At 70.1% G+C, this 25,856-nt stretch carries 18 protein-coding genes; 13 read left to right on the top strand and 5 right to left on the bottom strand.

What is annotated here, in order from left to right; genetic code table 11:
• The first annotated feature begins 25 nt into the window (after positions 1–25).
• A complete protein-coding gene (locus OV427_RS01490) occupies positions 26–331 on the top strand; it encodes a YbeD family protein (protein WP_267854325.1) in 306 nt (101 codons plus the stop codon).
• 91 nt (positions 332–422) lie between these two features.
• Complete coding sequence (locus tag OV427_RS01485; protein WP_267854324.1) at positions 423–1,187, top strand: SAM-dependent methyltransferase; 765 nt, start codon at positions 423–425, stop codon at positions 1,185–1,187.
• 61 nt (positions 1,188–1,248) lie between these two features.
• Here the strand turns inward: OV427_RS01485 and OV427_RS01480 are convergent, their stop codons facing one another.
• Positions 1,249–2,343: a diacylglycerol/lipid kinase family protein gene (locus OV427_RS01480; RefSeq protein ID WP_267854323.1), complete on the bottom strand. Its 1,095-nt coding sequence runs from the start codon at positions 2,341–2,343 to the stop codon at positions 1,249–1,251.
• 400 nt (positions 2,344–2,743) lie between these two features.
• Here OV427_RS01480 and dnaK point away from each other — a divergent pair, with 400 nt between their 5' ends.
• The 6 genes from dnaK (at position 2,744) to OV427_RS01450 (ending at position 15,078) form a co-directional block, all read left to right on the top strand.
• A complete protein-coding gene (gene dnaK / locus OV427_RS01475) occupies positions 2,744–4,654 on the top strand; it encodes a molecular chaperone DnaK (protein ID WP_267854322.1) in 1,911 nt (636 codons plus the stop codon).
• 119 nt (positions 4,655–4,773) lie between these two features.
• Complete coding sequence (locus OV427_RS01470) at positions 4,774–8,517, top strand: Ig-like domain-containing protein (protein WP_267854321.1); 3,744 nt, start codon at positions 4,774–4,776, stop codon at positions 8,515–8,517.
• 154 nt (positions 8,518–8,671) lie between these two features.
• Positions 8,672–9,544 carry a hypothetical protein gene (locus tag OV427_RS01465; RefSeq protein WP_267854320.1) on the top strand — a complete coding sequence of 291 codons (873 nt, stop codon included), beginning with the start codon at positions 8,672–8,674 and terminating at the stop codon, positions 9,542–9,544.
• 88 nt (positions 9,545–9,632) lie between these two features.
• The gene (locus OV427_RS01460) at positions 9,633–12,164 is read left to right on the top strand and encodes an AAA family ATPase (RefSeq protein ID WP_267854319.1); all 2,532 of its coding nucleotides are present in this window, start codon (positions 9,633–9,635) and stop codon (positions 12,162–12,164) included.
• A 67-nt stretch (positions 12,165–12,231) separates the two neighbouring features.
• Positions 12,232–14,502: a vWA domain-containing protein gene (locus OV427_RS01455; protein ID WP_267854318.1), complete on the top strand. Its 2,271-nt coding sequence runs from the start codon at positions 12,232–12,234 to the stop codon at positions 14,500–14,502.
• A gap of 15 nt (positions 14,503–14,517) precedes the next feature.
• The gene (locus OV427_RS01450) at positions 14,518–15,078 is read left to right on the top strand and encodes a PspA/IM30 family protein (RefSeq protein WP_267854317.1); all 561 of its coding nucleotides are present in this window, start codon (positions 14,518–14,520) and stop codon (positions 15,076–15,078) included.
• Between the two features lie 66 nt (positions 15,079–15,144).
• On the opposite strand, the gene OV427_RS01445 is transcribed toward OV427_RS01450, so the two are convergent.
• Entirely contained in the window at positions 15,145–16,026 is an 882-nt protein-coding gene (locus OV427_RS01445; protein WP_267854316.1) for a DNA integrity scanning protein DisA nucleotide-binding domain protein, read from the bottom strand.
• Between the two features lie 125 nt (positions 16,027–16,151).
• On the opposite strand from OV427_RS01445, the gene OV427_RS01440 reads away from it, so the two are divergent.
• Entirely contained in the window at positions 16,152–16,514 is a 363-nt protein-coding gene (locus OV427_RS01440; RefSeq protein WP_163999307.1) for a TraR/DksA family transcriptional regulator, read from the top strand.
• A 73-nt stretch (positions 16,515–16,587) separates the two neighbouring features.
• Here OV427_RS01440 and OV427_RS01435 read toward each other — a convergent pair whose 3' ends face one another.
• On the bottom strand, positions 16,588–17,355 hold the full coding sequence (locus OV427_RS01435; protein WP_267854315.1) for an FHA domain-containing protein: 768 nt from the start codon (positions 17,353–17,355) through the stop codon (positions 16,588–16,590).
• A 190-nt stretch (positions 17,356–17,545) separates the two neighbouring features.
• Here OV427_RS01435 and OV427_RS01430 point away from each other — a divergent pair, with 190 nt between their 5' ends.
• Positions 17,546–19,171: a serine/threonine-protein kinase gene (locus OV427_RS01430; RefSeq protein ID WP_267854314.1), complete on the top strand. Its 1,626-nt coding sequence runs from the start codon at positions 17,546–17,548 to the stop codon at positions 19,169–19,171.
• 95 nt (positions 19,172–19,266) lie between these two features.
• On the opposite strand, the gene OV427_RS01425 is transcribed toward OV427_RS01430, so the two are convergent.
• On the bottom strand, positions 19,267–20,457 hold the full coding sequence (locus OV427_RS01425; protein ID WP_267854313.1) for an FHA domain-containing protein: 1,191 nt from the start codon (positions 20,455–20,457) through the stop codon (positions 19,267–19,269).
• Between the two features lie 158 nt (positions 20,458–20,615).
• On the opposite strand from OV427_RS01425, the gene OV427_RS01420 reads away from it, so the two are divergent.
• Both OV427_RS01420 and OV427_RS01415 read left to right on the top strand, forming a co-directional pair.
• A complete protein-coding gene (locus tag OV427_RS01420) occupies positions 20,616–22,838 on the top strand; it encodes a RelA/SpoT family protein (RefSeq protein ID WP_267854312.1) in 2,223 nt (740 codons plus the stop codon).
• A gap of 83 nt (positions 22,839–22,921) precedes the next feature.
• Complete coding sequence (locus tag OV427_RS01415; protein WP_163999312.1) at positions 22,922–23,308, top strand: RidA family protein; 387 nt, start codon at positions 22,922–22,924, stop codon at positions 23,306–23,308.
• Positions 23,309–23,410: 102 nt separating this feature from the next.
• Here the strand turns inward: OV427_RS01415 and OV427_RS01410 are convergent, their stop codons facing one another.
• Entirely contained in the window at positions 23,411–25,387 is a 1,977-nt protein-coding gene (locus OV427_RS01410) for a DsbA family protein (RefSeq protein ID WP_267854311.1), read from the bottom strand.
• A 197-nt stretch (positions 25,388–25,584) separates the two neighbouring features.
• Between OV427_RS01410 and OV427_RS01405 the strand changes: the two genes are divergently transcribed.
• A complete protein-coding gene (locus tag OV427_RS01405) occupies positions 25,585–25,815 on the top strand; it encodes a sulfurtransferase TusA family protein (RefSeq protein WP_267854310.1) in 231 nt (76 codons plus the stop codon).
• Positions 25,816–25,856 lie beyond the last annotated feature (41 nt).

Here is a 25,856-nt window from a genome sequence, read left to right as displayed (position 1 = left end):
CCCGCGTAACCCGACGAGACGTGCCATGACGAAGGACAGCCCCGAGAAGACTCCTCCCCCAGAGGAGGAGAAGAAGCCCCTCATCGAGTACCCCACCGTCTACACCTTCAAGGTGATGGGCAAGCAGGAGTCCGGCTTCACCGAGCACGTGAGGGAGCTGTTCCGGAAGCTGATGGGGACGGAGATCTCCCCGGACTCCATCCATGAGCAGCCCAGCACCAAGGGCAAGTACGTCTCGCTGAGCGTGTCGGTGTACCTGCTGTCCGAGGAACACCGGCGCGCCATCTACGCCCAGCTCCACCAGGACGAGCGGGTCGTCTATTACCTCTGAGTGAAGCTCACAGCGCGCCCCCGCGCCTGGGTGATACAGAGCGCGGGTGCGTGGCTGGAAGTCCGGACGGGGCAGGTATATGAGGAATCCCATGACCCCCGCAGAGCCCTTCCCTCTGTTCCACCCCGCAGGAGTCCGGCGCGCCTTCGGCTCGGATGAAGCCACGCGGCGCTTCGCGAAGGTGGCCCAGTTGGAGCCGGGCGCGCGGGTGCTGGTGCTCGGCTGCGGCCCGGACGGCAGTGCCCCCCTGCTGCTGGTGCGGGAGCTGGGCTGCTCGGTGGTGGCCGCGGACACGGACGAGTCCCTGCTGGCCCCCCTGCGAGAGCGCGTGAGGGGGCAGGGGCTGGGCGACCGGCTCGAGGTGCGGCGCGTGGCGCTGGAGGCGCTCGGCCTGCCCGAGGGCAGCTTCAACGCCATCCTCATCCAGGGCCATGTGCTGTATCCGCTGCGGCCGACGCTGGCGGGGATGCGGCCGTTGCTGGCGAAGCGTGGCCGGCTGGGACTGACCTTCCCCGCGAGGGTGGGGCGCTTCGCCCCCAAGGCGGTGCTCGACTTCTGGGAGCGGCGCGTGGGCGGGCCGCTGCTGCTGCCGCGCGAGATGCTCCAGACGCTGGAGGGCTCCGGCTACGAGCCCGAGTCCGCGGAGACGCTCCACGACTCGGAGCTGGACGCGTACTACCGGGACATCGAGGCGCAGCTGGCGTCGGCCCCCGCGGCCGCGCAGGCGGCGGGGCTGCGCGAGGAGCTGGCGCTGCACCGCGAGAGCAACGGCAAGGCGAGCGTCAGCTATGCCTTCGTCGTGGGCCGCCGCAAGGAGCCGGGCGAGAAGCCGCCGGCGTCGAGAGACCGCGGGTAGTAGGGCAGGGGCGCCCCTCGGAAGACGAGGGGCCGGCACCCGGGCAGCCGTCCCGCTGGCGTCAGTTCATCGCGCCGTTGAAGTCCACCAGTTCGATGGACTCGGGGGCGACGGACAGGTTCACCTGGTCGCGGTAGCCGGCCGCGTCGCCGCCCACCTGGAAGGGCATGGGGCGGGCGAAGCGAATCGTCACCTCGCGGGCGTGGAAGTCGTGGAGCCCTTCCGGGAACCAGCGGCCGTTCCACAGCTTCGGCAGGTTCGCCAGCACCTGCGCGGGCTTCACCTGGCCCAGGCGCAGCTGCATGAAGCCGCGGCGCTCGCCGGCGAAGGGGAACATGCGGAAGCCGTAGCCGTAGAAGGGCATGGTGCCCGCCGCGGCCATCATCAGCTTGCCGCGGAACAGCGTGGCACCGGGGGCGAGCGCGTCACCCACCGCGCGGCCGTCCGCGCCCAGGCGGTACGCCTCGCTGGACGGGCCGTTCACGACTTCGCACTCCACCCAGGTGGAGTTCGTGAGGTAGTGGGGCACCGTCTTGCAGGCCACCGCGGAGAAGTAGCCGCCGCTGCCCGTGAGCATGCCCTTCAAGAGGCCCTTGCCCAGGTTCTCCTTCACCCAGATGTAGTCGTTGAGCACCTTGCCATCCACGCCCAGTCCGGCGAACGGCGCGCGCTGGCCATCCACCATCAGCAGGTCCATGGGGCGGTAGCCCGGCACCTCGCCGGTGCGGGCGCGCAGCACGTCGTTGAGGATGCCGTCGCCGCGCGTGCTGGAGGCATTCACGTGCGCGGCGATGCCGTTGCCCGTGCCCAGCTTGAGGATGCCGAAGCGGGGCGCCGTCTGCCCGGCGAAGCGGCCGCGCGGCCCCACCTGGTGCAGCACCTCGTTGACGAAGCCCATGAAGGTGCCGTCACCGCCGCCCGTGAAGACCATGGGGTAGCCCCGCTCCAGCACCGTCTGGACGATGCGCCGCCCATCCAGCTGCGAGCGGGAGAGGAACAGGTCCTGCTCCGGCACCACGTGCGACAGCGACTTCACCACCCGTGCGTCCACCTTGCGGGCATTGGCGTTCAGCAGCACCGCGACCTTCGGCTCGGCGGTGGTGTCCGACGCGGGAGCACGGCGGAAGTCCGGAGAGCGGAGGGGCTGGACGAGCATGCGGCAGGCTCCTGGGTTGCTCGGGCTGGGGGGGCCCGATGGCGACGGCTGGCCGAGTGTGCACTTTTCTCGCCAAGCCCTGACGCGAGGCGTCAGCAGGCAGGCAGGCGTGTCTTTCCAAGGGGTTGGAGCGTTGGCTGCTGATCGTGAGGTCGCCCGGTTGCTACCGCGGGGTGACAGAGGTGTAGAGCGCGTTACGCACCCGTGCCGCGTTGGTGGCGCAGGCGTGACGCGGCGCATGCCTGCCTGCGCACTGCGCTACGCACCGGGGGTTGCCACCTTCACTTCGACGGGCCTGCGCGGGCACCTGCCTGGTTTGACAGGAGGGGGTGGGTGGTTACGTTGGGCGTACATCAGGAGCTTTTGAGAAAAACGCAGTCTTTTCCGGAGGATACGAACCGTGGGCAAGATTATCGGGATCGACCTGGGCACCACGAACAGCGTGGTTGCGATCATGGAGGGTCGCGAGCCCAAGGTGATCGTCAACGAGGAAGGCAGCCGCATCACGCCCTCGGTGGTCGCGTTCACGAAGGACGGGGAGCGTCTGGTGGGCCAGGTGGCCAAGCGTCAGGCCATCACCAACCCCGAGCGGACCGTCTACTCCGTGAAGCGCTTCATGGGCCGCCGCCAGGATGAGGTGACCGAGGAGGCCAAGCTGGTCCCCTACAAGGTCGCCCGTGGCCCGCACGGTGACGCGCGCGTGGACATCGACGGCAAGCAGTACAGCGCGCCGGAGATCAGCGCGCAGGTGCTGCTGAAGCTGAAGCGCGCGGCGGAGAACTACCTGGGCGAGAAGGTGACGGAGGCGGTCATCACCGTCCCCGCGTACTTCAACGACGCCCAGCGCCAGGCCACCAAGGACGCCGGTGAGATTGCCGGCCTCACGGTGAAGCGCATCGTGAACGAGCCGACTGCCGCGGCGCTCGCGTACGGCATGGACAAGAAGAAGGACGAGAAGATCGCCGTCTACGACTTCGGCGGCGGCACCTTCGACGTGTCCATCCTGGAAGTGGGCGAGAGCGTGGTCGACGTGCTCGCGACCAACGGTGACACGCACCTGGGCGGCGACAACATCGACCTGCGGATCATGGACTGGCTGATTGCCGAGTTCAAGAAGGACACCGGGCTCGACGTCACCAAGGACAAGATGGTGCTCCAGCGCCTGAAGGAGGCGGCGGAGAAGGCGAAGATCGAGCTGTCGAGCGCGATGGAGACGGACATCAACCTGCCGTTCCTCACGGCGGACGCGTCCGGTCCCAAGCACCTCAACGTCAAGCTCACGCGCGCCAAGTTCGAGGCGATGATCGACGACCTCATCGAGCGCTCGCTGGAGCCGTGCCGCAAGTGCCTCAAGGACTCCGGGCTGGACCCGAAGGACCTGAACGAGGTGGTGCTGGTGGGCGGCACCACGCGCATCCCGAAGGTGCAGGAGGCGGTGAAGCGGCTGTTCGGCAAGGAGCCGAACCGCTCGGTGAACCCGGACGAGGTGGTGGCGGTGGGCGCCGCGGTGCAGGCGGGCGTGCTCTCCGGCGAGGTGAAGGACATCCTCCTGCTGGACGTGACGCCGCTGAGCCTGGGCGTGGAGACGCTGGGTGGCGTGATGACGAAGCTCATCGAGCGCAACACCACCATCCCCTCGCGCAAGTCGGAGACCTTCTCTACGGCCGCGGACGGCCAGACGCAGGTGGAGATCCACGTGCTGCAGGGTGAGCGCGAGATGGCGGGCGACAACCGCAGCCTCGGCCGCTTCCACCTGACGGGCATGCCTCCGGCGCCGCGCGGCGTGCCGCAGATCGAGGTGACGTTCGACATCGACGCGAACGGCATCCTGAACGTCAGCGCCAAGGACAAGGCCACCGGCAAGGAGCAGAAGGTCACCATCACCCACTCGTCCGGTCTCGCGAAGGACGAGGTGGAGAAGATGGTGTCCGACGCCCGCGCCAACGAGGCGGCCGACAAGTCCCGCCGCGAGCTGGTGGAGGTGAAGAACCAGGCGGAGAGCCAGGCGTACGCCGCGGAGAAGCTGCTGAAGGAGAACAAGGACAAGCTCTCCGCGGACGTGGCGAAGCCGCTCGAGGAGGCGGTGGCGGAGCTCAACAAGGTCCGCGACGGCCAGGACAAGGACGCCATCAAGGCGGCCCTCGATAAGCTCCAGGCGGCCAGCTACAAGGCGGCGGAGGAGATGTACCGCGCCACCGGCGGCGCTCCGGGCGCCGAGGGTGCTCCGGGTGCCGGCCCGTCCGCGGCGCCGGGCTCGCAGGCCTCGGCCAAGAAGGACGACGTGGTGGACGCCGAGTTCCGGCAGTCGTAGTGCCGGGGCGGTGAGCCGCCTGCGTTGAGCTGTTGCAAGAGGGCCGGTGCTTCCGCGAAGGCGGGAGGCCGGCCCTCTCGCATTGAGGGCGGGACGGACCCGGGGATTGTCTTTGATTCATGATTGGGAAGAAGCTTCGGCCCTTCATGCTCCCTTCGCCCGTCTGGCTCCGCCCGCTCCTCGGGGTTGTCGTTACCCTGTCCCTGCTCTCCTGCCGGTCGTCCACCGTCGAAGAGAGTGCCGCGCCTCCGCCCGCACCCGAGGTCGGCGCATCGTTCGATGTCTCCGCCGTCATGCGGCAGGTCCACTTCGCCTGGCGGCCCGAGGGCGCGGTCTGGCGCGGCGGCCACTCCACGTACGACGTGCGGGCGAGCGGTGATGGGCTGGGCCTGACGCCCTTCTTCCATCCCCGGGTGGACCCCACTGGCGAGGGGCGTTCGCACGCATCGTCCCAGCCTTCGGCCGTGAAGGGTGCGCCCCTCACGCTGGGTGCCGTGCAGGTGCGTCGGGGCGTTCGAGAGATGCGGGCCACGGAGGCGCGGGTCCGGGTGGAGAAGGGCGGGCAGCTCTCCCTGTCCCGCGAGGGCTTCTCCGAGCACCTGCGCAACTCGGAGGAGGGCGTTCAACAGGAGTGGGTCTTCGCGGCCGCGCCTGCAGGAGCGGGTGACCTGGTGTTGACGCTGCCCGTGCAGGGGCTGGCCTTTGTTGAGGGCACCGACCAGGGCCTTCACTTCAGGGATGCGAAGAGTGGCCTGGGCTTCCGCTATGGCCATGCCGCCTGGGTGGATGCCACGGGGCGGCGCACGCCGCTTCAGGCCCGCTACCGCGCGGGGGCCATCCATTTCCAGGTGTCCGAGGCGCTGCTGGCGGCGACCGTCTTTCCCGCGACGCTCGCCCCCACCATCTCACCGGAGATCGGCACGAACCAGCCGGTGCCGGAGCCGCAGAGCTACAGCCAGGAGCTCCCGTCGGTGGCTTCCAATGGCTCGGGCCAGCTCGTCGTCTGGGAGGACTTCCGGGGGGGCGGCTTCGAGATCTTCGGCGCCCGGGTGTCGAGCGCGGGGATGGTGCTGGATGACTGGGGTCTCCACATCTCCCGTGAGTCCGCCTTCCCGCACAATCCCTCGGTGGCCTCCAACGGGACGGACTACCTCGTCGTCTGGGAGGACACGCTCTCGGGGAGCGATGCCACCATTCGTGGGACGCGCGTGAGCGGGGCGGGGGAGGTCCAGGATGCCGCCGGCCTGGCGCTGGGGACTTCCACTTCAGGGCAGCACGCTCCCGACGTGGCCTCCAATGGGACGGACTACCTCGTCGTCTGGTGGGACATGCGCAACGGGAACCCGGACATCTACGGCACGCGGGTGGCGAGCACCGGTGCGGTGGTGGATGGCGAGGGCCTGGCCATCGCCATGGCCACCCAGGCTCAAAGCCTGCCGTCCGTGGCCTCCAACGGGACGGACTACCTGGTCGTCTGGGAGGACGCGCGCGCTGGCAATCCGGATGTCTTCGGCGCGCGGGTGACGAGCGCGGGCGCGGTGCTGGATGCCGCGGGCCTCGCCATCTCCACGGAGTCCCAGTCGCAGCTCACGCCGTCGGTGGCTTCGAATGGCACGGACTACCTGGTCGCCTGGGAGGACGCCCGCCTCGAGACGGCGGGCGACATCTTCGGCGCGCGGGTGACGAGCGCTGGCACGGTGGTGGATGCCACCGGGTTCGCCATCTCCACGGCCCTCCAGTCGCAGGACACGCCGTCGGTGGCTTCGAATGGCACGGACTACCTGGTCGCCTGGGAGGACGCCCGCCTCGAGACGGCGGGCGACATCTTCGGCGCGCGGGTGACGAGCGCTGGCACGGTGGTGGACGCCTCCGGGGTCGCCATCTCCACCACCTACAACGCCCAGACCCGCCCGTCGGTGGTCTTCAATGGCACGGACTTCTACGTGGCCTGGCAGGACGCTCGCTCGTTCCTGGACATCTACGGGGCGCGCGTGACGACCGGGGGGGCGGTGCTGGACGGCTCGGGAGTGGCGGTCTCCACGGCGGCCAATGGCCAGTCGGCTCCCGCCGTGGCTTCCAACGGGACGGACTTCCTCGTCGTCTGGTACGAGAGCCGTCAGCGGGAAAACACGGTGGCCATCTACGGAGTGCGGGTGACGGGCGCGGGCGAGGTCCTCGACTCCTCGGGGCTCGACATCTCTGCTTCGGGAGATGGACACCTCTACCCTTCGGTGGCCTCCAACGGGACGGACTACCTCGTCGCCTGGCTGGACGGCAGTGGGCTCGAGAACAAGGTCCTGGGCGCGCGAATCACGGGGGGCGGAGAGATTCTGGACGCGCAGGGGCTTGCGCTCTCCGCGTCGTCGGCCCGGGTATCAGGTGCTCCCTCGGTGGCTTCCAACGGGACGGACTACCTCGTCGTCTGGGAGGTGCCCGGTGACAACGCCCTCTCCACCATCTCCGGCACCCGGGTGACGAGCGCGGGTGCAGTCCTGGAGGCCTCGGGGCTCGCCGTCTCCGGGCCGCCCGGGCATGTGACAGACCCCGCGGTGGCCTCGAATGGCACGGACTACCTCGTGGTCTGGGAGGACTCCCGCAACGACAACAACGACATCTTCGGAGCCCGGGTGACGAGCGCGGGCGCGGTCCTGGAGGCCTCGGGTTTCGCCATCACCACCGCGGTCGATACGCAGCGAGACCCCGCCGTGGCTTCGAATGGCACGGACTACTTCGTCGCCTGGGGGGACTTTCGCAGGAGCAGCGCCTCCGACGTCTACGGTGCGCGCGTGTCGAGCGAGGGCACGGTGCTGGACGCCTTGGGAATCGCCATCACCACGGCCACCCGATACCAGCAAGTCCCCTCGGTGGCCTCCCTGGGGGCGGAGTACGTCGTCGTCTGGCAGGACCACAGCGTGAGCACGGCCAATCCCAACATCTACGGAGCGCGCGTGACGAACGGGGGCACCGTTCGCACGCCCATGGGGTTTGCAATCGCAGACACCGCTGACACGGAAGAGGCGCCGTCGGTGGTGTTCGCCGGCTCCGGCCGGACGGCCTTCGTGGTCTATGACCGCTTCGACCTCTCATCTCCCTATTGGAGCCATCGAGTCCGCGGCCGGTTCATGACGTTCAATGACAACCAACCGCCGTCCGCCGTTTCCCAGGCGGTGTCCGCCGTGGAGGACACCCCTCTGGACATCCAGCTCCAGGGCAGCGACCCGGAGGGACAGGGGCTCACCTATGACATCACCACGCTGCCCCAGCACGGCACCCTGAGTGGCACTGGCTCCCGTCGCACCTACTCGCCGGCGGCTCGCTACAGCGGCGCGGACAGCTTCACCTTCCGTGTCTCGGATGGAGAGTTCGTGTCGGCGGTGGTCAGGGTGACCATCCAGGTGGTGCCGTTCAACGACGCTCCGTCCATCCCGGTGCTCGTATCGCCCGCGGAGGGTGCACGTCTGGAGAGTGGGCTCGTCGCCTTCCAGTGGAGTGCCTCCACGGACGAGGAAGGGGAGGCCATCACCTATCAACTGGACGTCCTCCAGGGCGGTGAGGTCATTCGCACGCACAGCACGGTGGAGACGACCTGGACCCTGGCCGCGAGCGAGGCGCTGCCGGCAGGCAGTCATGCCTGGCGCGTGAGGGCCACGGACGCGCGCGATGCATCCAGTGCCTTCTCCGCCGAGCGGACGTTTACGGTCTCGGACGTCCAGACCGGAGCGGACGGTGGGACGGTTACCCCTCCCGACGTCTCCGATACCTCCGGCTGCGGCTGCAACCCGATTTCCGGCGCGGGCCCGGGGGCGCCCCTGACCCTCATGGCCCTCGGACTGCTCCTGCGGCTGTCCCGGCGCCGCCGCTGATCGGAGAGGGAGGACCGCGGGTCTTCCGAAGCGGTGGACGGGGGTACGAGAAGCGGGACGCTTGGGGTCGGCAAGTGCTTGATGGGACTGGGGCGGCGGCTGGCGGCGAGGCTGCAACCGGACAGGGCACCTCGTGCCAGTGAAAGGGCGCCCCATGTCCCGTATCGAGTCCCCGCCGTCTTCTCTCCATCCCGGCCTCGTCGACACCGAGGCGACTCCGGCCACCCTCGCTCCGTCCTCGCAGCGGCCGGCTCCGTCCCGCCCGGCGGCCTCCGCTCCCGCCACCACCGTGGAGGTGTTCCGAGGCGGAGAGGGCGGGGCACGAGAGAGCACTCCGGTGACGGGCCCCCGCACCGGTCCCATGGCGGGGGCGAACAACCGGTTCGACTTCGCGGTGGGAGGCGCTTTTCCTCCGAAGCCCACGGGCAACCTGGCCGAGCAGATGAAGCAGTTGACGCTGACGGCCGCGCAGTCCGAGGCCGCGGCGGCCAGCCTGGTGATGGGGGGCGGCGGCGTGGTGGACGCGTACGCGCGCCAGCACCTGAAGCGACTCGATGCGAGCCCTCCCATCAAGGGAGCGCCCACGTCGCTCACGGACTACACCAGCTCCATTCCGGGCGTGTCGCCGGAGAAGGCCTATGCCTACTTCGTGCGCAACCCGGGGGCGGTGTTCGAGTCGGCGGGCATCCAGGTGCGGCCCGCGGTGGGCGTGCTGACGGACGGGGCGAAGCTGTTCCTGGAGGAGAAGGGCCCCCCGCCGGTGTGGGCCCCCATCACCGTCCGGCTGGAGCCGGGGTCGAACACGCTGCACATCACCACCCTGGACGGGCACCCGCTGCGGGGCACGAACCGCTTCGTCTTCCAGGACGACGGCCAGGGTGGAACCCGGCTGCGCCAGTACTCCGCCTTCCAGGGCAGCTCCCCTGCCACGGAGGTGGGGATGAAGCTGATGGACCCGATTGAGCGGCAGCACGGAATCTGGCGCAGCGTCCATGCGCACCTGCACGACACCCTGCGGGAGCGGTGACCTTCGTGTGGGGAGGGCGCAGGTCCACTTCAAATGGGGCGACGGCGGCGGATAGCATGGGCGCATCCCCGCCACCTCTGGGTTGTCCGTGTCCCCTCAACCGCCCCCGTACCTCCAGGCCGCCCGGGCCTTCCGTCACTTTTTCGGCGAGCTCCGGGACGCCTACCTGGAGCGAGAGACGCTCTTCACGCAAATCGAGCTGGCGCTCCTGGGGCGGGAGCACGTGCTGGTGGTGGGGCCTCCAGGCACGGCCAAGAGCGCCATCGCCAGTGCGGTGCTGGGGCGCATCATCGACGAGCGCACGGGCCAGCCGTCGCTGTTCTCCAAGCAGCTCGCCGAGTCCACCGTGCAGGCGGACCTCATCGGCCCGGTGGACTTCAAGGTGCTCACGGAGACGGGACGCACGGAGTACCTCACCGACGAGGGCATGCTGGGCTCGGAGCACGCCTTCCTGGACGAGGTCTTCGACGGCCGGGACATGCTGCTGCGCTCCATCCTCAACGTGCTGTACGAGCGCGAGCTGAAGCACGGGCGGCGGGTGACGGCGGGGCGCACCGAGTGCGTCATCATGACGAGCAACCGGTACCTCTCCGAGGTGCTGGCGCGCTCGCCGGAGCTGCTGCTGGCCTTCGCGGACCGGCTGAGCTTCATCTGCTTCGTGCCCAAGTCCTTCGCCCGGAGGGAGAGCCGGGCGGCCATGCTCCAGCGCTTCTCGGCCGGGGCACGGCCGGACCTGCGCGCCCAGCTCACGCTGCAGCAATTGGACCTGCTCCAGGACGCGGTGACGAAGGTGAAGGTGCCCAGCCACGTGCTGGAGGGCGTGGAGCTGCTGGCGGACGCGCTGGAGCGCGCGCTGGCGGCGCAGGTGTCCAAGCTGCCCGACTACGTGCCCACGAAGTATTTCTCCCAGCGCTCGGCGGTGAAGGCGCTGTGGGCGCTGAAGGCGGCGGTGGTGAGGGACCAGCTCTACCGGCGGCCGGACCGGCCGCTGGAGGCGACGGTGGAGGACCTGGACTCGCTGCGCTGGTTCTTCCTGCTGGGCGGCCCGCCCGCGGCGGAGACGGAGGCGCTGCTCAAGGCGGTGGTGGACCCCCGGGAGCGGGCGCAGCTCGAAATCGTCCGGCTGGAGCAGCGGGCCTTCGACGAGTCCCTGGCGAAGGTGCGGCAGGAGCTGGGCGGCGGCGTGGAGCGCGAGGCCCAGGCACTGGGCGCGCAGGAGGAGGTGACGGCGGCCGAGGCGCTGGGGCGCAACTGGCAGCCGGCCCTGGTCTCCAACACCGCGAAGGCGCTCCTGGCCAAGCTGGTGCCCGGGCCGCGCCACGCACAGAACCGGGCGCCGCTGCTGGTGGCAGCCCGGGCGCTGGTGGCGGCGCTCGAGCAGCGGCTTGCACGCGGCATGGCGGGGCAGGGCGAGGGCCGGGGCGGGTTGGCGTTGCTGTCGTCCTTCCGGGACGCGCTGGAGCTGTGCCGCACCCTTCCCGAGCTGCGCGCCAACTTCGCGCCCCTCTGTGAGGCCACGGCCCGCTTCCTGGAGGGCGCGCTGGAGATGATTGCCCTCTCCGCGGAGAGCGTGGACTTCGAGGACGGGCTGAAGCTCGAAGGGCTCGTGGGGCTGGCGGACAACCTGGAGGAGGAGCTGTCCCAGACGACGGAGCTGGCGGGACAACTGGCGGAAGGGGCTCCGGCCGCGCTGGAGCGCCTGCGCGTGGCGGAGGTCGCCGTGCGGCGGCGCGTGGTGTCCGCCCTGCGCAGGCGCGCGGCCCAGGCCTTCCAGGGCTCCACGGGGCGCTCTCGCAAGGAGCCGTTGGAGGCACTCTCCGCCGACTCGCGACGCCTCACGCAACTGGAGCACTCCCTGGCCGTGTTGGACCCGTCCCAGGCGGGCCTCAAGCAGGAACTGCTGCTTCCCCTGGGGCTGGCCTACGCGCGCGACGTGCTCGGCACCACGCCCTTCGAGCGAATCGAGCAGTACGGCCGCGCGGTGCAGTCCGTGGCGGAGAACCTGCGGCGAGAGGGCCTGTCCGCGGAGCTCGTGCTGGCCGAGTGCCGCGACCTCATCGAGACCCGGCTCCGGGAGCACGCCCGGCTGCTCACGCGCGAGGTGGCCAGCCCTCCGCCCCAGGCCACCGCGGTCCTCAATGGCGACGCCTATGTCTTCTACCGGGGCGAGTTCTCCTCCCGGGCGCCCGACGGGGAGCTGGCCGCGCTGCTCGGGCTCGACGGGCAGCTCACCGTCACCCGCGGTGGCGCCTCGTCGGGCTTCCTGTCGGAGAACGTCCGGGCGGCCGTGGCGCAGGCGGAGCTGTCCTTCGTCCACTCGCGCGTGAAGTACCTGCGCAGCTGGCTGACGCAGCTCCTCACGTCGCTGCCCGCGCCGGACTCCATCTCGGAGAAGGCCGAGGCGGAGCGCACGGTGGACCGGCTGGTGCGCAGCCGCTTCCCCATGCTCGCGCTGAAGGAGGGGGAGCTGGTGCGGCTGCGCGGCGTGCTGTCGCTCCTGGGCTCCATGCCTGGCGACCTGGGCGAGAGCGCGCGCCGGCTGGAGGGGCAGCTGCGAGGCATCGACGAGGACTTCGGGCGCTTCAGCCGGCAGGTGCTGGAGCGGCGGTCCGCGTCATGAGGCGGCGTCTTCCAGGCCCTACGGCCGGGCCCTACCTTCGGGCTGGGACTGAGAGGGGGCGCTGAGCGTGCTGTCCCGGCGGCTCACGGACCTGCGACGGCGCCTGGACGCCCTGCACCAGCCTGCCCCGCCCGCCGGTGGCTGGCGCGGGTGGACGTTCGGCCGCCGCGCGCGCGGGCCGGAGGACCTGGCCCTGCCGGTGCTCACGGCGCTGGACCGCGAGCTGGACCGGGTGGGCGTCCACACCGCGGCGGACGCGCAGCTCCTCCGCGAGCTGGGCGTGCGCAAGGGGCGGGCGGGGACGCTGGCCCAGGGCCTCCAGACGCGGGCCCAGCAGGCGCTCGAGGAGATGGAGGAGTGCGTGCTGCGCGTGGAGCGCGCGTGGCGCGCGGGCGAGCCTCCGCCGGGTGCGCTCACCGTGCTGGAGCGGGCCTTCGTGCAGCTCGCGCGGGCGGTGAAGGTGGCGGACCTGTTCTCCCGGCCTCCCGTCGAGGGGACGGACGCGGACTTCGAAATCTACGTACGCCAGGAGACGACGCGGAGGGACCGCCCACCCACCAGCGCCCGCATGGCGGCGGCCGAGTTCTTCGCCAGCCGCGCGCGGGAGAACGTGGCGGACGTGGTGCAGAAGCGCCGCGACCTGGACCTCGCGCACGAGCTGCTGCTGCGCCTGGGCGCGGACCATGACCGGGAGCGGGGCCTGACGCTGCGCCGGCAGGTGGTGGAGGCCCGGGAGCGTGTCCGCTCGGTGCCGGCGGTGCGCTCGCTGGAGGAGTTGCTGCGGCACGTGCGGCACACGGCCCGGCGGGAGCCACAGGTGGCGTACCGCTCGCTGCGCGGGCTGTACGAGCGGGCGCTGGAGGCGGGCGACACGCAACTGGCGGACGCCGCGCGCACGGCCCTGAACCCCCTGCTGCCCTCGCGTCAGAGCCTGTCGTCCCTGGTGGAGACGGCGGAGCGGGACTCGCTGGCGCACTGGTTCGGCGAGGAGCCGGAAGGAGGGAAGCCGGAGGCCGCGGCGCCGCGCTCGGACGAGCTGCTCGCGGACCTGGCCTTCTCGCTCAAGCCCGAGCAGCTCTCCACCTTCGAGCTGGCGGCCGGCTGTGCCCGCTACTTCGACGTGGAGGATGCGCTCTCCGAGGAAATCGTCCTGGCGGACACCCAGACGCAGCGGCCCGTGCCCCGGCGCGTGCCGTACCCCACCCAGTCGATGACCTACGAGACGACGGGCAGCCTGCACGAGGTGCACAACTTCGTGCTGAGCGACCCGCGCATGCTGCTGCGAGACCTGGCCGCCAACCGCCAGCTCGTGCGCGCGTACCTGGAGGACGAGCCCCCGCCGCGCCCCAAGAAGGTGAAGCGCACGGCGGTGCGCGTCTACGTGTGTGATGCCTCCGGCTCCATGCACGGCGGGCGCGCCCGCTTCCGCGATGCGCTCGTCATCGCCGAGCTGAACAACCTGCGCGTCAAGGCGCGCCGGAACGAGCCGTTCGACCCGCTCTACTTCAGCTTCTTCAACGACGTGCCCACCGAGCTGGCCCGCGTGGACACCGCCGTGGAGGCCACGCGTCAAATCGAGAAGCTCTTCCGCGAGTCGCCCGCCGAGGGACAGACGGACATCACGCTCGCGCTGATGTCCGCCTTCGACTCCATCCGCGCCGCGCAGGGAAGGGACCCGTACCTCGCCCGGGCCACCGTGGTCATCATCACCGACGGCGAGGACCGGGTGGACCTGGAGCTCATCCGCCGCACCCGCGCCCCCATGGGCGTGCTGGACATCGCCCTGAGCTTCATCTCGCTCGGCGAGGAGAACCCCGACCTGCGCATGCTGGTGAAGGAGCAGCGCGCCGCCGGAGGCCGCGCCTTCTACCACCACCTCTCCGACGAGGAGATTCTGTGGGCGCGCACCGAGTTCGACACCCCCTGGCGCACGCTGCTGCCGCGCGACGTGCCCGCAACCGGGGACGCGCTGGAGCAGCTGGCGCCCCACCTGGACGCCCTGGAGGCGGTGGCGGCCGGGCGGGGCCAGCCCGCGCAGGTGGCGGTGGATGCGTCCTTCGACGCGCTCTTCCCGGAAGTGCCCTCCGCGCCCGCCGCTCGCGAGGTTCCGGGCCCGGACGTGGTCAACCGCGTGGTGGACATCCTCGCCGCGCTGGTGGAGACGGCGTCGCTGGCCCCGGCGGAGCGGCGGGCCTCGGAGAGCGTGGTGCTCCTGCAGCACCTGCTGTCGGTGTATGGACTCACGCCGGCGCGCTACCTGGCCGCGTTGTCCGCCGGTGGGCTCCCGGTGCGCGAGGCGCTGGAACGGGTGCGGCTGTTGTGCCGGCCGTTCGGGTAGGCTGCCCTCCACGCCATGTTCTTCGGCCTGCTGCGGAAACGGAAGAAGGAGCCCTCCCGGCCGGCGGACCCGCTCGCCGCGTTGGACCAGCTCATCGAGAACCTGGAGCGCCAGGCGGCGGAGGTCCGCAAGTCCGCGGCCACGCTGCTGGCCCTCAAGGGGGACCTCACGCGCGCCGTGGAGCGCTACACGCGCCGGCTGGAGGACATCGCCTCGCGCCGCGCCACCGCCGAGTCACGCGGGGACGGGCGGGCCGTGGCCGTGCTCGCGAAGGACCGGGAGCAGGCGGAGGCGCTGCGGGCCTCCACGCGTGACGCGCTGGAGCGGGCGGACGCGGACGGGAAGCTCCTGCTGGAGGCCGCGGGCGAGCTGGGAGACCGGGTGGCCGAGCTGCGCCGCGAGCGGGAGAGCGCCTCCGCGCGCCTCACCGTGGGCGGCATCGTCACCGAGGCCATGCGCGAGCGCGTGGCCCGCTTCGAGCAGGCCCTGGTGGTGGACGCCGCCCGCGACGAGGTGGAGCGCGCGCACGCCCTGGCCGACATCTACCGCGAGGAGCTGCGGGAGCAGGAGCGCTGAGCCTCCGCGCCGCAGCTCCCACGATGGGCAGTGCGCTCCCAGCGGCGCTGAGCCGCCCGCTCGCCGTCAGGTGCGGCGCGCCGTCTGGTGCAGCTCCAGGACGATGTTGCCACCCTTGAAGAGCCGCACCGCGCCGGACGTCTGGCTCACCACCAGCGCGATGCAGTGCGTGGTGGAGGTAATCCCCGCGGCGGCCGCGTGCCGGGCGCCCAGGCCAAGCGGAATCTTCACCATGTCGTCCGTCGCGGACAGGTAGCGGCCCGCGGCCAGCACCACGCCGTCCTCGCGGATGACGAAGGCTCCATCCAGCACCGAGAAGTTCTTGATGGCCTCGCGAATCTTCGGGTCCAACACGTTCCGCTCGGCCTCGGACAGGCCCTGGAACGGGTTGATGGTCATCTGCCGGCTCTTCTCCAGCACCGTCGTGTGGTCGCCGATGGTGATGATGGTGCCGATGGGATGGCCCTCGAAGCCCTCCTGGCCAATCTGCAGCGCCAGCTGGATGAGCGCGTCCACCACCTGCGAGTTGAACTCCTCGCCCAGCTTCACGCCTTCAATGGCCAGCCGGTCATCCAGCGAGCCACCGATGCGCATCTGCATCAGCGTGTCCGGCGGGCGCCCCACCTTGCCCGTCATGCACAGCACCAGGTCTCCCTCCTTGAACGCCCCCTGGGACAGCGCGGACACGAGCGCCACCTTCACGCGCTCGGTGCGGGAGTAGTCGTAGGCGGGGATGACCAGGGCGCGGACCTTCTTCGCCAGGTGCTCCTGTGCCAGCTTCTCCAGCGTCACCGCGTACACGAGCTTCTTGCGAGCAGGCCGGCCCCGGAATTCGTCGGGAGGAATGGGTGTGTCACAAATGTAGAGGAAGTGGTCCACTTCGCTCTTGCCCGCCAGCGAGAGGGCCGAGCGAAGGAACTCCCGATCGAACTTCGTGTTCTCGGTCAAAAGCCCCTCCCTTCACCCACAGTGTGCACCCACGTCAGCTTGACACTGAAGGTTACATGAATAAAGCTTTCGGGCCCTTTTTTTGGGGGCAGGGCCCAAACCCTCGCTGGACTGGAGCGAAGTCTGTGAACCAGAAAGATCTCAAGCGTTACAAGAAGATGCTCGAGGACAGCAAGACGAGCCTGCTCGAGAGCGCCAAGAAAACACTGGTGGAGGAGTCCAACTTCGACACGGACGACCTCCCGGACGAGATCGACCTGGCCTCTTCCGAGTACGCGCAATCCATGGTGTTCCGCCTGCGCGACCGGGAGAAGTTCCTCCTGCAGAAGATCGAGAAGGCGCTGGCCCGCATCGAGGACGGCACCTTCGGCATCTGCGAGCGTTGCGAGGAGGACATCTCTCCGAAGCGGCTGGAGGCGCGTCCGGTGACGACGCTCTGCATCCGCTGCAAGGAGGAGCAGGAGAAGAAGGAGAAGTCCTACGGCTGAGCGCCGGGAGCCCGGGCCGCGCGAGGAAGCCCTCGTGCGGCCCGCCCTGGAGTCATGACCGGACCGGGCGCCCTCAGGCCGCGGGCGCCTGGATTTCGACGCGAAGCAGCTGGCGGCCGATGAGGAAGTGGTCCCCGTTGTCCACGAAGGTGGGGCCCGCCAAGCGGATGAAGGTACCGTTGGACGAGCCCACGTCCCGGACCTGGAGCCGGTCCTGCCGCACCTGCAGCACCGCGTGACGCCCGGACACGAAGCCGTCCGTGGGGAAGGTGAGGTCGCCCTGCTCGCGGCCCAGCAGGTTGTCGCCCTCGCGCAGCGGGAAGGCCGCGCCCCTCAAGCCCCCCTCCAGCAATTGCACCAGCCGCAGGCGGTAGCCGGGATCCGGTGAGCCCCATACCTGGGTGCCGCCCGGGCCATTGGCCGCGGCGGGGATGGGCTCCAGCACCAGGCGCTGCCGTCCCAGGCGCAGCTCTCCGCCGGGGGACAGCTCCCGCTCCTGGCGCAGGCGGACGAAGACGCCGTTGGCGCCGCCCACGTCCTCTACCGCCAGCCGGGCGCCGGAGAAGAAGAAGCGCAGCTGGACGGGCATGATGAACGGGTCGTCCGGCAGCGGAATCTCGCCCTGCTGGCCGCAGGTGAGCGTGTCGCGCTGCATGCGGACGACGGATTCGGGGCCGCCGTCGGCGCGCACCACGCGGATGGAGACCTGCGGGCGCGTGGCCAGGCTGGCCACGGCCATCACCATCGTCCCGGAGCGGATGGGCGAGCCACACGCCCGGCAGACGGCGGCGTCCCGGGCATTCTCGGCGTCACAGCGGGGGCAATATTCCACGGCGTCCATGGCGATCTCCGGGTTCTACCAGGGGTCGAGCCTGGTTGCTCGCCTTGAGCATGGCTTGCCCGTCACCCGAGCGACGTGGTGAAGTCCGGACCCCACCCCACTGGGGAACGTTGCCTTGCTCTGCCCCTCCTGCGGCGCCGACGCCCAAGAAAAAAGCTCTCGTTACTGTCCCGCTTGCGGCGCGACGCTCGTGCGCGCGGCCGACGCGGACGAGTACGTCGGCAAGACGATTGCCCACAAGTACCGGGTGGAGGCCCTCATTGGCGAGGGCGGCATGGGCAAGGTGTACCGCGCCCGCCAGCTGGCCCTGGACAAGGTGGTGGTGCTCAAGGTGCTGCGCCACACGCTGCTGTCGGACGAGCGCACCGTGGCGCGCTTCCAGCGCGAGGCCAAGGCCGCCAGCCGCCTCAACCACGCCAACTCCATCAGCGTGCTGGACTTCGGCCAGGCCGAGGACGGCGCGCTCTTCATCGCCATGGAGTACGTGGCGGGGCAGGACCTGCACCAGATCCTCAGCCGCGAGTGGCCGCTGGGGGAGGCGCGCGTGGTGCGCCTCGTCAGCCAGGTGCTGAGCGCGCTGTCGGACGCGCACGGCGCCGGCGTCATCCACCGGGACCTCAAGCCCGAGAACATCATGGTGGAGCAGCGCCGCAACGAAGGCGACTTCGTGAAGGTGTTGGACTTCGGCATCGCCAAGATCACCGACTCCACCGACGACGGCCCGGCGCTCACCCGCGCGGGCTTCGTGTGCGGCACCCCCGAGTACATGTCCCCGGAGCAGGCGCGCGGCGCGCAGCTGGACCACCGCTCGGACCTGTACGCGGTGGGCGTCATCCTCTACCAGTTGACGACGGGGCTGTTGCCCTTCGAGTCCGACTCGGCGGTGGGCTTCGCCACCAAGCACCTCACCGAGGAGCCCCCACCGCCCAGCCGGCGCCGGCCGGAAGCCCGCATCTCCCCGGGGCTGGAGAAGCTCATCCTGCGCGCGCTCTCCAAGAGCCCGGATGACCGGCCCGCCAACGCCGAGGCCTTCAAGGCGGAGCTGGCGGCGGTGGAGAAGGAGCGCCGCCGGGCCGAGGCCTCGCAGCGTGGCGCGCGGCCCTCCGCGGTGCTCGCACCGCTGCCGCGCAAGTCCACCGGCGGACCGCTGAATGACGGCCGGGACGTCACCGTGCCGGGCTGGGACAACAACGAAGTCACGGTGGAAGCAACGGTCCGCGCGCTGCCGGGCGTGCTCTCGCCCCTGCCGGCGAACGCGGACGACATGCCCGCCACCCGGGAGAAGACGGACTCCCTGGTTCCGACGAACCCTGGCTCGGGCGGGGGCGGGTTCGCCTTCTTCTTCAAGTCGCTGACCATCCTCCTCGTCGTGGCCGCGGCGGGCTTCTTCGCCTACGCCTACTACGTCGGCACCGGCAGCGGCCCGCAGGACCTGCCGTACGCGCTGCCCAAGAACGCGCCGGTGCCCGGCGCCGTCGGGAGCGTGCCAGGCGCCGAGGTGCCCCTCTACGAGCGGCAGATCTCCATGGCGGAGCGCGACGTGGAACGCGCCGGGCGTCTGACGCGGGACGGGGACCGGGCTCTGCAGAAGGACACCGGCCTCGCGGCCACGCTGTACCGTGATGCTTTCTCGGTGAGTGGCGACGCCGAACTCGCGCTGAAGCTGGGCGACATCTACTGGAGCCGCCCGAACCCCGACGTCCAGGAGGCCCGCGGCTGGTGGGAGCGCCACCTGCGCGAGGTCCCCAACTCCAAGGCGCGCGAGCTCATCGAGCAGCGCCTGGGTGGGGCCATCGCCCGGCCCGCCGCGCCCTGACGGGCAGGTGCGGCGGCAAACGCCTGTGGCAGCGACTCAGCCCGGATTCTCCACCTGGAGCGCGCGCGGGCCGAGGCGGGCGCGGTCTCCGCGGCTCAGCCCAGGTTTTCCACCTGGAGCACGTGCTGGCCCAGGCGGACGCGGTCTCCCGGACGCAGCGGGCGCTCCACGCCGGCCGCGAGGCGCACGTACGTGCCCAGTCCTCCCGACAGGTCCCTCAGCAGGGCGCCCGTGGGGGTGGGGGAGAGCTCGCAGTGGCGGCCGGCCAGGCCCTCGTCCCCCGGGAAGCTCAAGTCGCAGTTCGCCTGGCCGATGGTGAGCAGCGGCGCCGCCGTCACCACCGCCCGGCCCGCGCGCCCGCCCACGAGGACCTCCTCCACCCCGTACACCGCCTGACCCAGCGGCACCGGCGCGCCGTAGACGTGGGGGCGGCCCGCCACGGGCGCCACCGGCTCCAGCCGGCCCGTGTAGCGGAACAGCCGCTGGCCCGCGCTGAAGAGGGTGCGCGGGGCGAGGGCCTCGGTGCCGGCGACGGCGACGAACACGCCCGAGGCGCTCGACTCGTCCCGGACGAAGAGGGCGCCGTCCTTCACCAGGAAGGTGGCGTGCAGGGGCGACACGTACGCGTCATCCGAGAACAGGATGGCGCCGCGCTGCCGGCCCACGACGCAGCCGGTGACGGGCAACTTGTAGCGCTGGCCCCGCGTGGAGCCGGCGATGACGGCCAGTCCGAAGCGGGACGCCGCCGGAGGCGCCGGCCGCGGGGCTCCGGGAGTCGCGGCGGGCGCGGCCCCGGGCTTCAAGGGCATGGCGCTGTCCGGAACCGGAGGCGGAGGCCGGGTGACGGCGGGCCCCGGAGGCACCGACGCGGGCCCCCCCGCGGACGCCCGGGCCGCGGCGACGGGAGGCACCGAGGCGGCGCCACCCGCCGGAGCCGTCACCCGGGCCCCGGGGCGCTCTACGGGCAGCCCGGCGGCGGCGGTGGGCGGAGGCGTCCGCGCCGAGGGGCGCAGCCCGGGAGGGATGGCGCTCGGCGGAGGCGGCGTGGTGTTCGGGACGCCTGACTCTCCCCGGGGGCCGGGGAAGGTGGACACCGCCACGGGACGGCCGGGAGGCGGCGCTACGGGACGGGGAGTCGCCCCGGCGGGCCGGGCGGCGGGCGGCCGGGCCGCGGAGGGTTCCTCCAGCGCCTGGCCGCACAGGACACAGGCGGCCGAGCGAGGAGGGTTGTACCCGTCACAGTTCGGGCAGACCACGGCAAGGGCGGACAGCAGGAGCTGTGACATGGGAGAGGGCGAATCTAGGGGCCCTGAAAACGTCGGGTCAACGAAAGCGAACGCGACAGGTGGGATAGTCCCCCCGGCCCCGTACGTGAACTGGAACACCCAGGTGTGGGGCGACGTTGCCCCCCCAGGGGGGCAAAGTTACGATTGCCCTTCACTCGATGATTCGCCTGAACGACATCCTCCAACGGGTCTCCTCGTATCACCCGGACCCTGACCTGGACATCATCAAGAAGGCCTACGTCTACTCAGCCAAGGTCCACCAGGGCCAGCTGAGGAAGTCAGGCGAGCCCTACCTCGTCCACCCGCTCGAGGTCGCGGGCATCCTCGGAGAGCTGAAGCTTGACGAGGCGTCCATCGTCACCGGCCTCCTCCACGACACCATTGAGGACACACTCGCCACCGCCGAGGAGCTCACCGAGCTGTTCGGCGCAGAAGTCGCCCAGCTCGTCGACGGCGTCACCAAGCTGTCCAAGTTCTCCGCGTCCGCCAGCCTCTCGCAGGAGGAGAAGCAGGCGGAGAACTTCCGGAAGATGATCATCGCGATGGCGCAGGACATCCGCGTCATCCTCGTGAAGCTGGCGGACCGCACGCACAACATGCGGACGCTGGACCACATGTCCGAGGAGAAGCAGGCGCGCATCGCCCAGGAGACCCTGGACATCTACGCGCCGCTCGCGAACCGGCTCGGCATCTCCTGGATAAAGACGGAGCTGGAGGACCTGAGCTTCCGCTACGTGAAGCCGCAGGAGTTCTTCGCGCTCCAGGAGAAGCTCAACAAGCGCAAGAAGGAGCGCGAGAAGTACATCGAGGACACGTGCGACCTCATCCGCTCGAAGCTCGCCGAGCGCGGGCTGAAGGGCGAGGTGTCCGGCCGCTTCAAGCACGTCTACAGCATCTACAAGAAGATCAAGGCGCAGGGCATCGACTTCGACCAGATCCACGACATCATCGCCTTCCGCATCATCGCCCCCACCGCGCCCTCCTGTTACGAGGCGCTCGGGCTGGTGCACGAGATGTGGAAGCCGGTGCCCGGACGCTTCAAGGACTTCATCGCGATTCCGAAGCCCAACATGTACCAGTCGCTGCACACCACGGTGATTGGTCCCTTGAGCGAGCGCGTGGAGGTGCAGATCCGCACCTCGGAGATGCACAAGATCGCCGAGGAGGGCATCGCCGCCCACTGGAAGTACAAGGAGGGCAAGGCGGTCATCTCCAAGGATGACGAGAAGTTCGCCTGGCTGCGCCAGCTCATGGAGTGGCAGCAGGACCTGAAGGACCCGAAGGAGTTCCTCGAGACGGTGAAGGTGGACCTCTTCACCGACGAGGTCTTCGTCTTCACGCCCAAGGGCGACGTGCGCTCGCTGCCTCGCGGGGCCACGCCGGTGGACTTCGCGTACGCCATCCACTCGGACGTGGGCAACCGGTGCGTGGGCGCGAAGGTGAACGGCAAGATCGTCCCCCTGCGCTACAAGCTGAAGAACGGCGACACGGTGGAGGTGCTCACCAGCCCCCAGCAGCACCCGTCCAAGGACTGGCTCACCTTCGTCAAGACGAGCCGTGCCCAGCAGCGCATCCGCGGTTTCATCAAGCAGCAGCAGCGCGACAAGAGCCTGCAGCTGGGCCGCGAGCTGACGGACCGCGAGCTGAAGCGCTTCCAGCTCAACTTCAACCGGCTGCTCAAGTCCGGGGAGATGAAGAAGGTCGCCGAGGAGCTGGGCTTCCGCATCGAAGACGACCTGCTGGTGGCCGTCGGCTACGGCAAGGTGACGCCGCAGCAGCTCGTGCACCGACTGGTGCCGCAGGAGAAGCTCGCCGCGGCGGAGACGGCGGCGCGTGGCGACGGCGGCGGCAACAGCCTGTCGGGAAGCAACTCCGTCAGCTCCTCCATGCTGCCCGGCCTGTCGCGCGTCACGGACCTGGCCAAGCGGCTGGTGGGCCGCAGCAACCGCAGCGGCGTGCAGATTGGCGGCGTGGACGACGTGCTGGTGCGCTTCGGACGGTGTTGCAACCCCGTCCCCGGCGACCCCATCGCCGGCTTCATCACCCGGGGACGGGGAGTGACGGTGCACACGGTGGGTTGCGAAAAGGCACTGGCCACGGACCCCGAGCGCCGCGTGGACGTGACGTGGGACGTACGCGGGGACTTCAAGCGCCCCGTCACGCTGCGCGTGCTGACGGCGGACCGGCCGGGCCTCCTGGCGGACATCTCCAACACCTTCTCCAAGAAGGGCGTCAACATCTCCCAGGCCAACTGCCGCGCCACGGGGGATGACCGGGCGGTGAACACCTTCGAGGTCACCATCTCCGACCTCAAGCAGCTCACCGACCTGATGCGCACCATCGAGCGTCTCAACGGCGTCTACTCCGTCGAGCGAATCTAGAGCGCCGTCTTTCGTGCTAGAGCGCCCCGGAAACCCGGGGCGGCTCCGTCAAGGGGCCGCCCCTCTACTTCCGAGGTGCCCGCATGGCTCGCAAGGCAATCCACTCCGACCAGGCCCCCAAGGCCATTGGCCCTTACTCCCAGGCGGTGCAGGTGGACGCGGGGAAGATGACCTTCCTCTCCGGCCAGATTCCCCTGGACCCCTCCACCATGGAGATGGTGCAGGGTGACGTCGTCGCGCAGGCCGAGCGGGTGATGGAGAACCTCAAGGCCGTGCTCACCGCCGGCGGCCTGGACTTCTCCCACGTCGTGCGCTGCACCATCTTCCTCACGGACTTGGGCGACTTCGCCCGCGTCAACGAGGTGTATGGCCGCTACTTCACCGGCGCGCCCCCGGCCCGCGCCACCGTGCAGGTCTCCGCGCTGCCCCGCGGCTCCAAGGTGGAGATCGACGCCATCGCCGTCTCCTGACGAGAAGCACGAAGGCCCGAAAGCACAGAGGCCGCCGGACCCCGAAGGTCCGACGGCCTCTGGTGCTTCAGGCCCTCTTCAGGGCCCTTCAGCGGGCAGCGACTACTTGGCGTCCGCGGCCACCGCGCCGCCGGCCTTCTTCAGCTCCTCGTCGATGACCTTCTTGAAGGCCTCGAAGGGCAGGGCGCCCACGAGCGTGCGGCCGTTGATGAAGAACGTCGGGGTGCCGTTGGCGCCCAGGCGCGAGCCCTCGGCGGAGTCCGCCTCGATCTGCGCGGAGAACTTGCCGCTGTCGAGGTCGGCCTTGAACTTGCCGACGTTGAGGCCAATCTCCTGCGCGTACTTCTCCAGCGAGGCGCGGTCCAGGGCGCGCTGGTTGGCGAAGAGCTTGTCGTGCATCTCCCAGAACTTGCCCTGCTCGTGCGCGGCCAGCGCGGCGGCGGCGGCCGGCTTGGCGTTGGCGTGCATGGGCAGCGGCTGGTTCTTGAAGGCGACCTTGATCTTGCCCTGGTACTGGTCCTCGAGCTGCTTCAGCGTGGGCACCACGCGGCTGCAGAACGGGCACTCGAAGTCGGAGAAGGCGACGATGGTGACGGGGGCGTTCTTCGCGCCCTTCACCGGGGCGTTGCCCACTTCCACCTTCTGCACCGGCGGCTCGGCCGGGGCGCCGTCGGCGCCACCCGCCGGGGCGGCGGGAGCAGCGGCGATGTTCTGGGCGAGGATCTTGCCGAACAGCTCCTCCGGCTTCGTGCCGGCGGCCAGCAGCTTGTCCGCCTTGGCGATCTCCTCGTCGATGACCTTCTTGAAGGAGTCGAACGGCTGGGCGCCGACGAACTCACGGCCGTTGATGAAGAACGTGGGGGTGCCGTTGGCGCCCACCGCGCTGCCGGCGGCCATGTCCGCCTCGATCTTCGCCTTGAACTTGCCGCTGTCGAGAGCGGCCTTGAACTTGCCGACGTTCAGGCCAATCTCCTGCGCGTACTTCTCCAGGGAGGCGCGGTCCAGGGCCTTCTGGTTGGTGAAGAGCTTGTCGTGCATCTCCCAGAACTTGCCCTGCTCGTGCGCGGCCATGGCGGCCTCGGCGGCGGGCTTCGCGTTGGCGTGGAAGGGCAGCGGCTGGTTGCGGAAGATGACGCGCACGTCCTTGGCGTAGTCCTTCTTGATCTGCGTCAGCGTGGGCACCACGCGGCTGCAGAAGGGGCACTCGAAGTCGGAGAACTCGACGATGGTGACCTTGGCGGTCGCCGGGCCGAAGGCGGGGGAGTCCGAGGGCACGTCCACCTTGCGGACGGCGGCGGCGGCCTGCTGCACCGGGTTCTGCTTCGGCGCGGCCTTCTCGGCGCCCTTCTCGATGGTCTTCGCGTACACCTGCGAGGCGGGGACGCCGCCCTTCACGAGGGACTCGGCCTTCGCCAGCTCCTCGTCGATGAGGGCCTTGAAGTTGTCGATGGGCTGCGCACCGGAGAGGAAGCGGCCGTTGATGAAGAAGGCCGGGGTGCCGCTGGCGCCCAGGGTGCTCGCCTGGCTCTGCTCCTTCTGGATGGTGTCCTGGAACTTCGGGCTGGCCATGTCGGCCTTCCACTTGGCGACGTCCAGGCCCAGGTCCTTCGCGTAGCCCTCCAGCGAGGCCTCATCCAGCTTCTTCTGGTTGGCGAAGAGCTTGTCGTGCATCTCCCAGTACTTGCCCTGCTCACCGGCCGCCAGCGCGGCGAGGGCCGCGGGCTTGGCGTGCGGGTGGAAGGACAGCGGGTTCTGCTTCATCACCACGCGGAGCTTGTCGCCATACTGCTCCCGCAGCTTCTCCACGGTGGCGTGAGCGCGGCTGCAGAAGGGGCACTCGTAGTCCGAGAACTCCACCAGCGTGATGAGCGCGTCGGGGTTGCCCTTCACCGGGGCCCCGTCGATGTTCACCTTGAAGACGGTGGGGTCCACCGGGCGCCGGCCGGGCGCCTGAGCGGAAGGGGAGTTCGCGGCGGGCTTGGCGGCTTCGGTCTTCGAGGACGGGCCGCTGACGACGCGGCCGCCAAAGAAACCGAGGACCAGGCCCACGATGAGGGCCACGATGACATTGGGCTTCATGGGTTGGCTATGCTCCTTCGCCATGGGTCCGACTCCGGGCCCGAGCGTGGGGTTTTTTACAGGGGCAGGGGCGGGGTACTTAACAGACGGAATTCCAGACACGCAAGCCAGTGAGTCTGGCTTCCACGGGGGTACAACCCCCCCTAGGGGCCCGGAAACTGGGGAGTTTTTGAAAAAATTCCGTCAGAGTGAGGATCATGGACGCCTCAGTCCGCCTGGACACCTCGGGGGCACTCTGCCCCATGCCCATTCTCGAGATTGCCAAGGCCATGCGGAGGCTCGCGCCGGGCACCGTGGTGGAGCTCATCTCCACCGACAGGGGGCTGGAAGCAGACCTTCCCGCCTGGTGCGAGGCCACCGGCCATCCGCTCCTCCGCCTGGAGCGCCGGGGCACGAGCTACGTGGGGTGGGTGCGCAAGGCGGGCTGAGCCGCCTCCTGACGGGCGGCCCCTCCTGCAGCCCCCCCATC

Source organism: Pyxidicoccus sp. MSG2 (assembly GCF_026626705.1).
Taxonomy (GTDB): Bacteria; Myxococcota; Myxococcia; order Myxococcales; family Myxococcaceae; genus Myxococcus.
This window is presented reverse-complemented; position numbering and strand designations above follow the sequence as displayed.

Excerpts from the sequence above, each read along its gene's own strand:
- OV427_RS01425 (WP_267854313.1), bottom strand. The coding sequence starts at position 20,457 with ATGTCACAGCTCCTGCTGTCCGCCCTTGCCGTGGTCTGCCCGAACTGT.
- OV427_RS01415 (WP_163999312.1), top strand. The coding sequence starts at position 22,922 with ATGGCTCGCAAGGCAATCCACTCCGACCAGGCCCCCAAGGCCATTGGC.
- OV427_RS01420 (WP_267854312.1), top strand. The coding sequence starts at position 20,616 with ATGATTCGCCTGAACGACATCCTCCAACGGGTCTCCTCGTATCACCCG.
- OV427_RS01405 (WP_267854310.1), top strand. The coding sequence starts at position 25,585 with ATGGACGCCTCAGTCCGCCTGGACACCTCGGGGGCACTCTGCCCCATG.
- OV427_RS01465 (WP_267854320.1), top strand. The coding sequence starts at position 8,672 with ATGTCCCGTATCGAGTCCCCGCCGTCTTCTCTCCATCCCGGCCTCGTC.
- OV427_RS01480 (WP_267854323.1), bottom strand. The coding sequence starts at position 2,343 with ATGCTCGTCCAGCCCCTCCGCTCTCCGGACTTCCGCCGTGCTCCCGCG.
- OV427_RS01490 (WP_267854325.1), top strand. The coding sequence starts at position 26 with ATGACGAAGGACAGCCCCGAGAAGACTCCTCCCCCAGAGGAGGAGAAG.
- OV427_RS01450 (WP_267854317.1), top strand. The coding sequence starts at position 14,518 with ATGTTCTTCGGCCTGCTGCGGAAACGGAAGAAGGAGCCCTCCCGGCCG.
- OV427_RS01485 (WP_267854324.1), top strand. The coding sequence starts at position 423 with ATGACCCCCGCAGAGCCCTTCCCTCTGTTCCACCCCGCAGGAGTCCGG.
- OV427_RS01410 (WP_267854311.1), bottom strand. The coding sequence starts at position 25,387 with ATGAAGCCCAATGTCATCGTGGCCCTCATCGTGGGCCTGGTCCTCGGT.
- OV427_RS01470 (WP_267854321.1), top strand. The coding sequence starts at position 4,774 with ATGATTGGGAAGAAGCTTCGGCCCTTCATGCTCCCTTCGCCCGTCTGG.
- OV427_RS01435 (WP_267854315.1), bottom strand. The coding sequence starts at position 17,355 with ATGGACGCCGTGGAATATTGCCCCCGCTGTGACGCCGAGAATGCCCGG.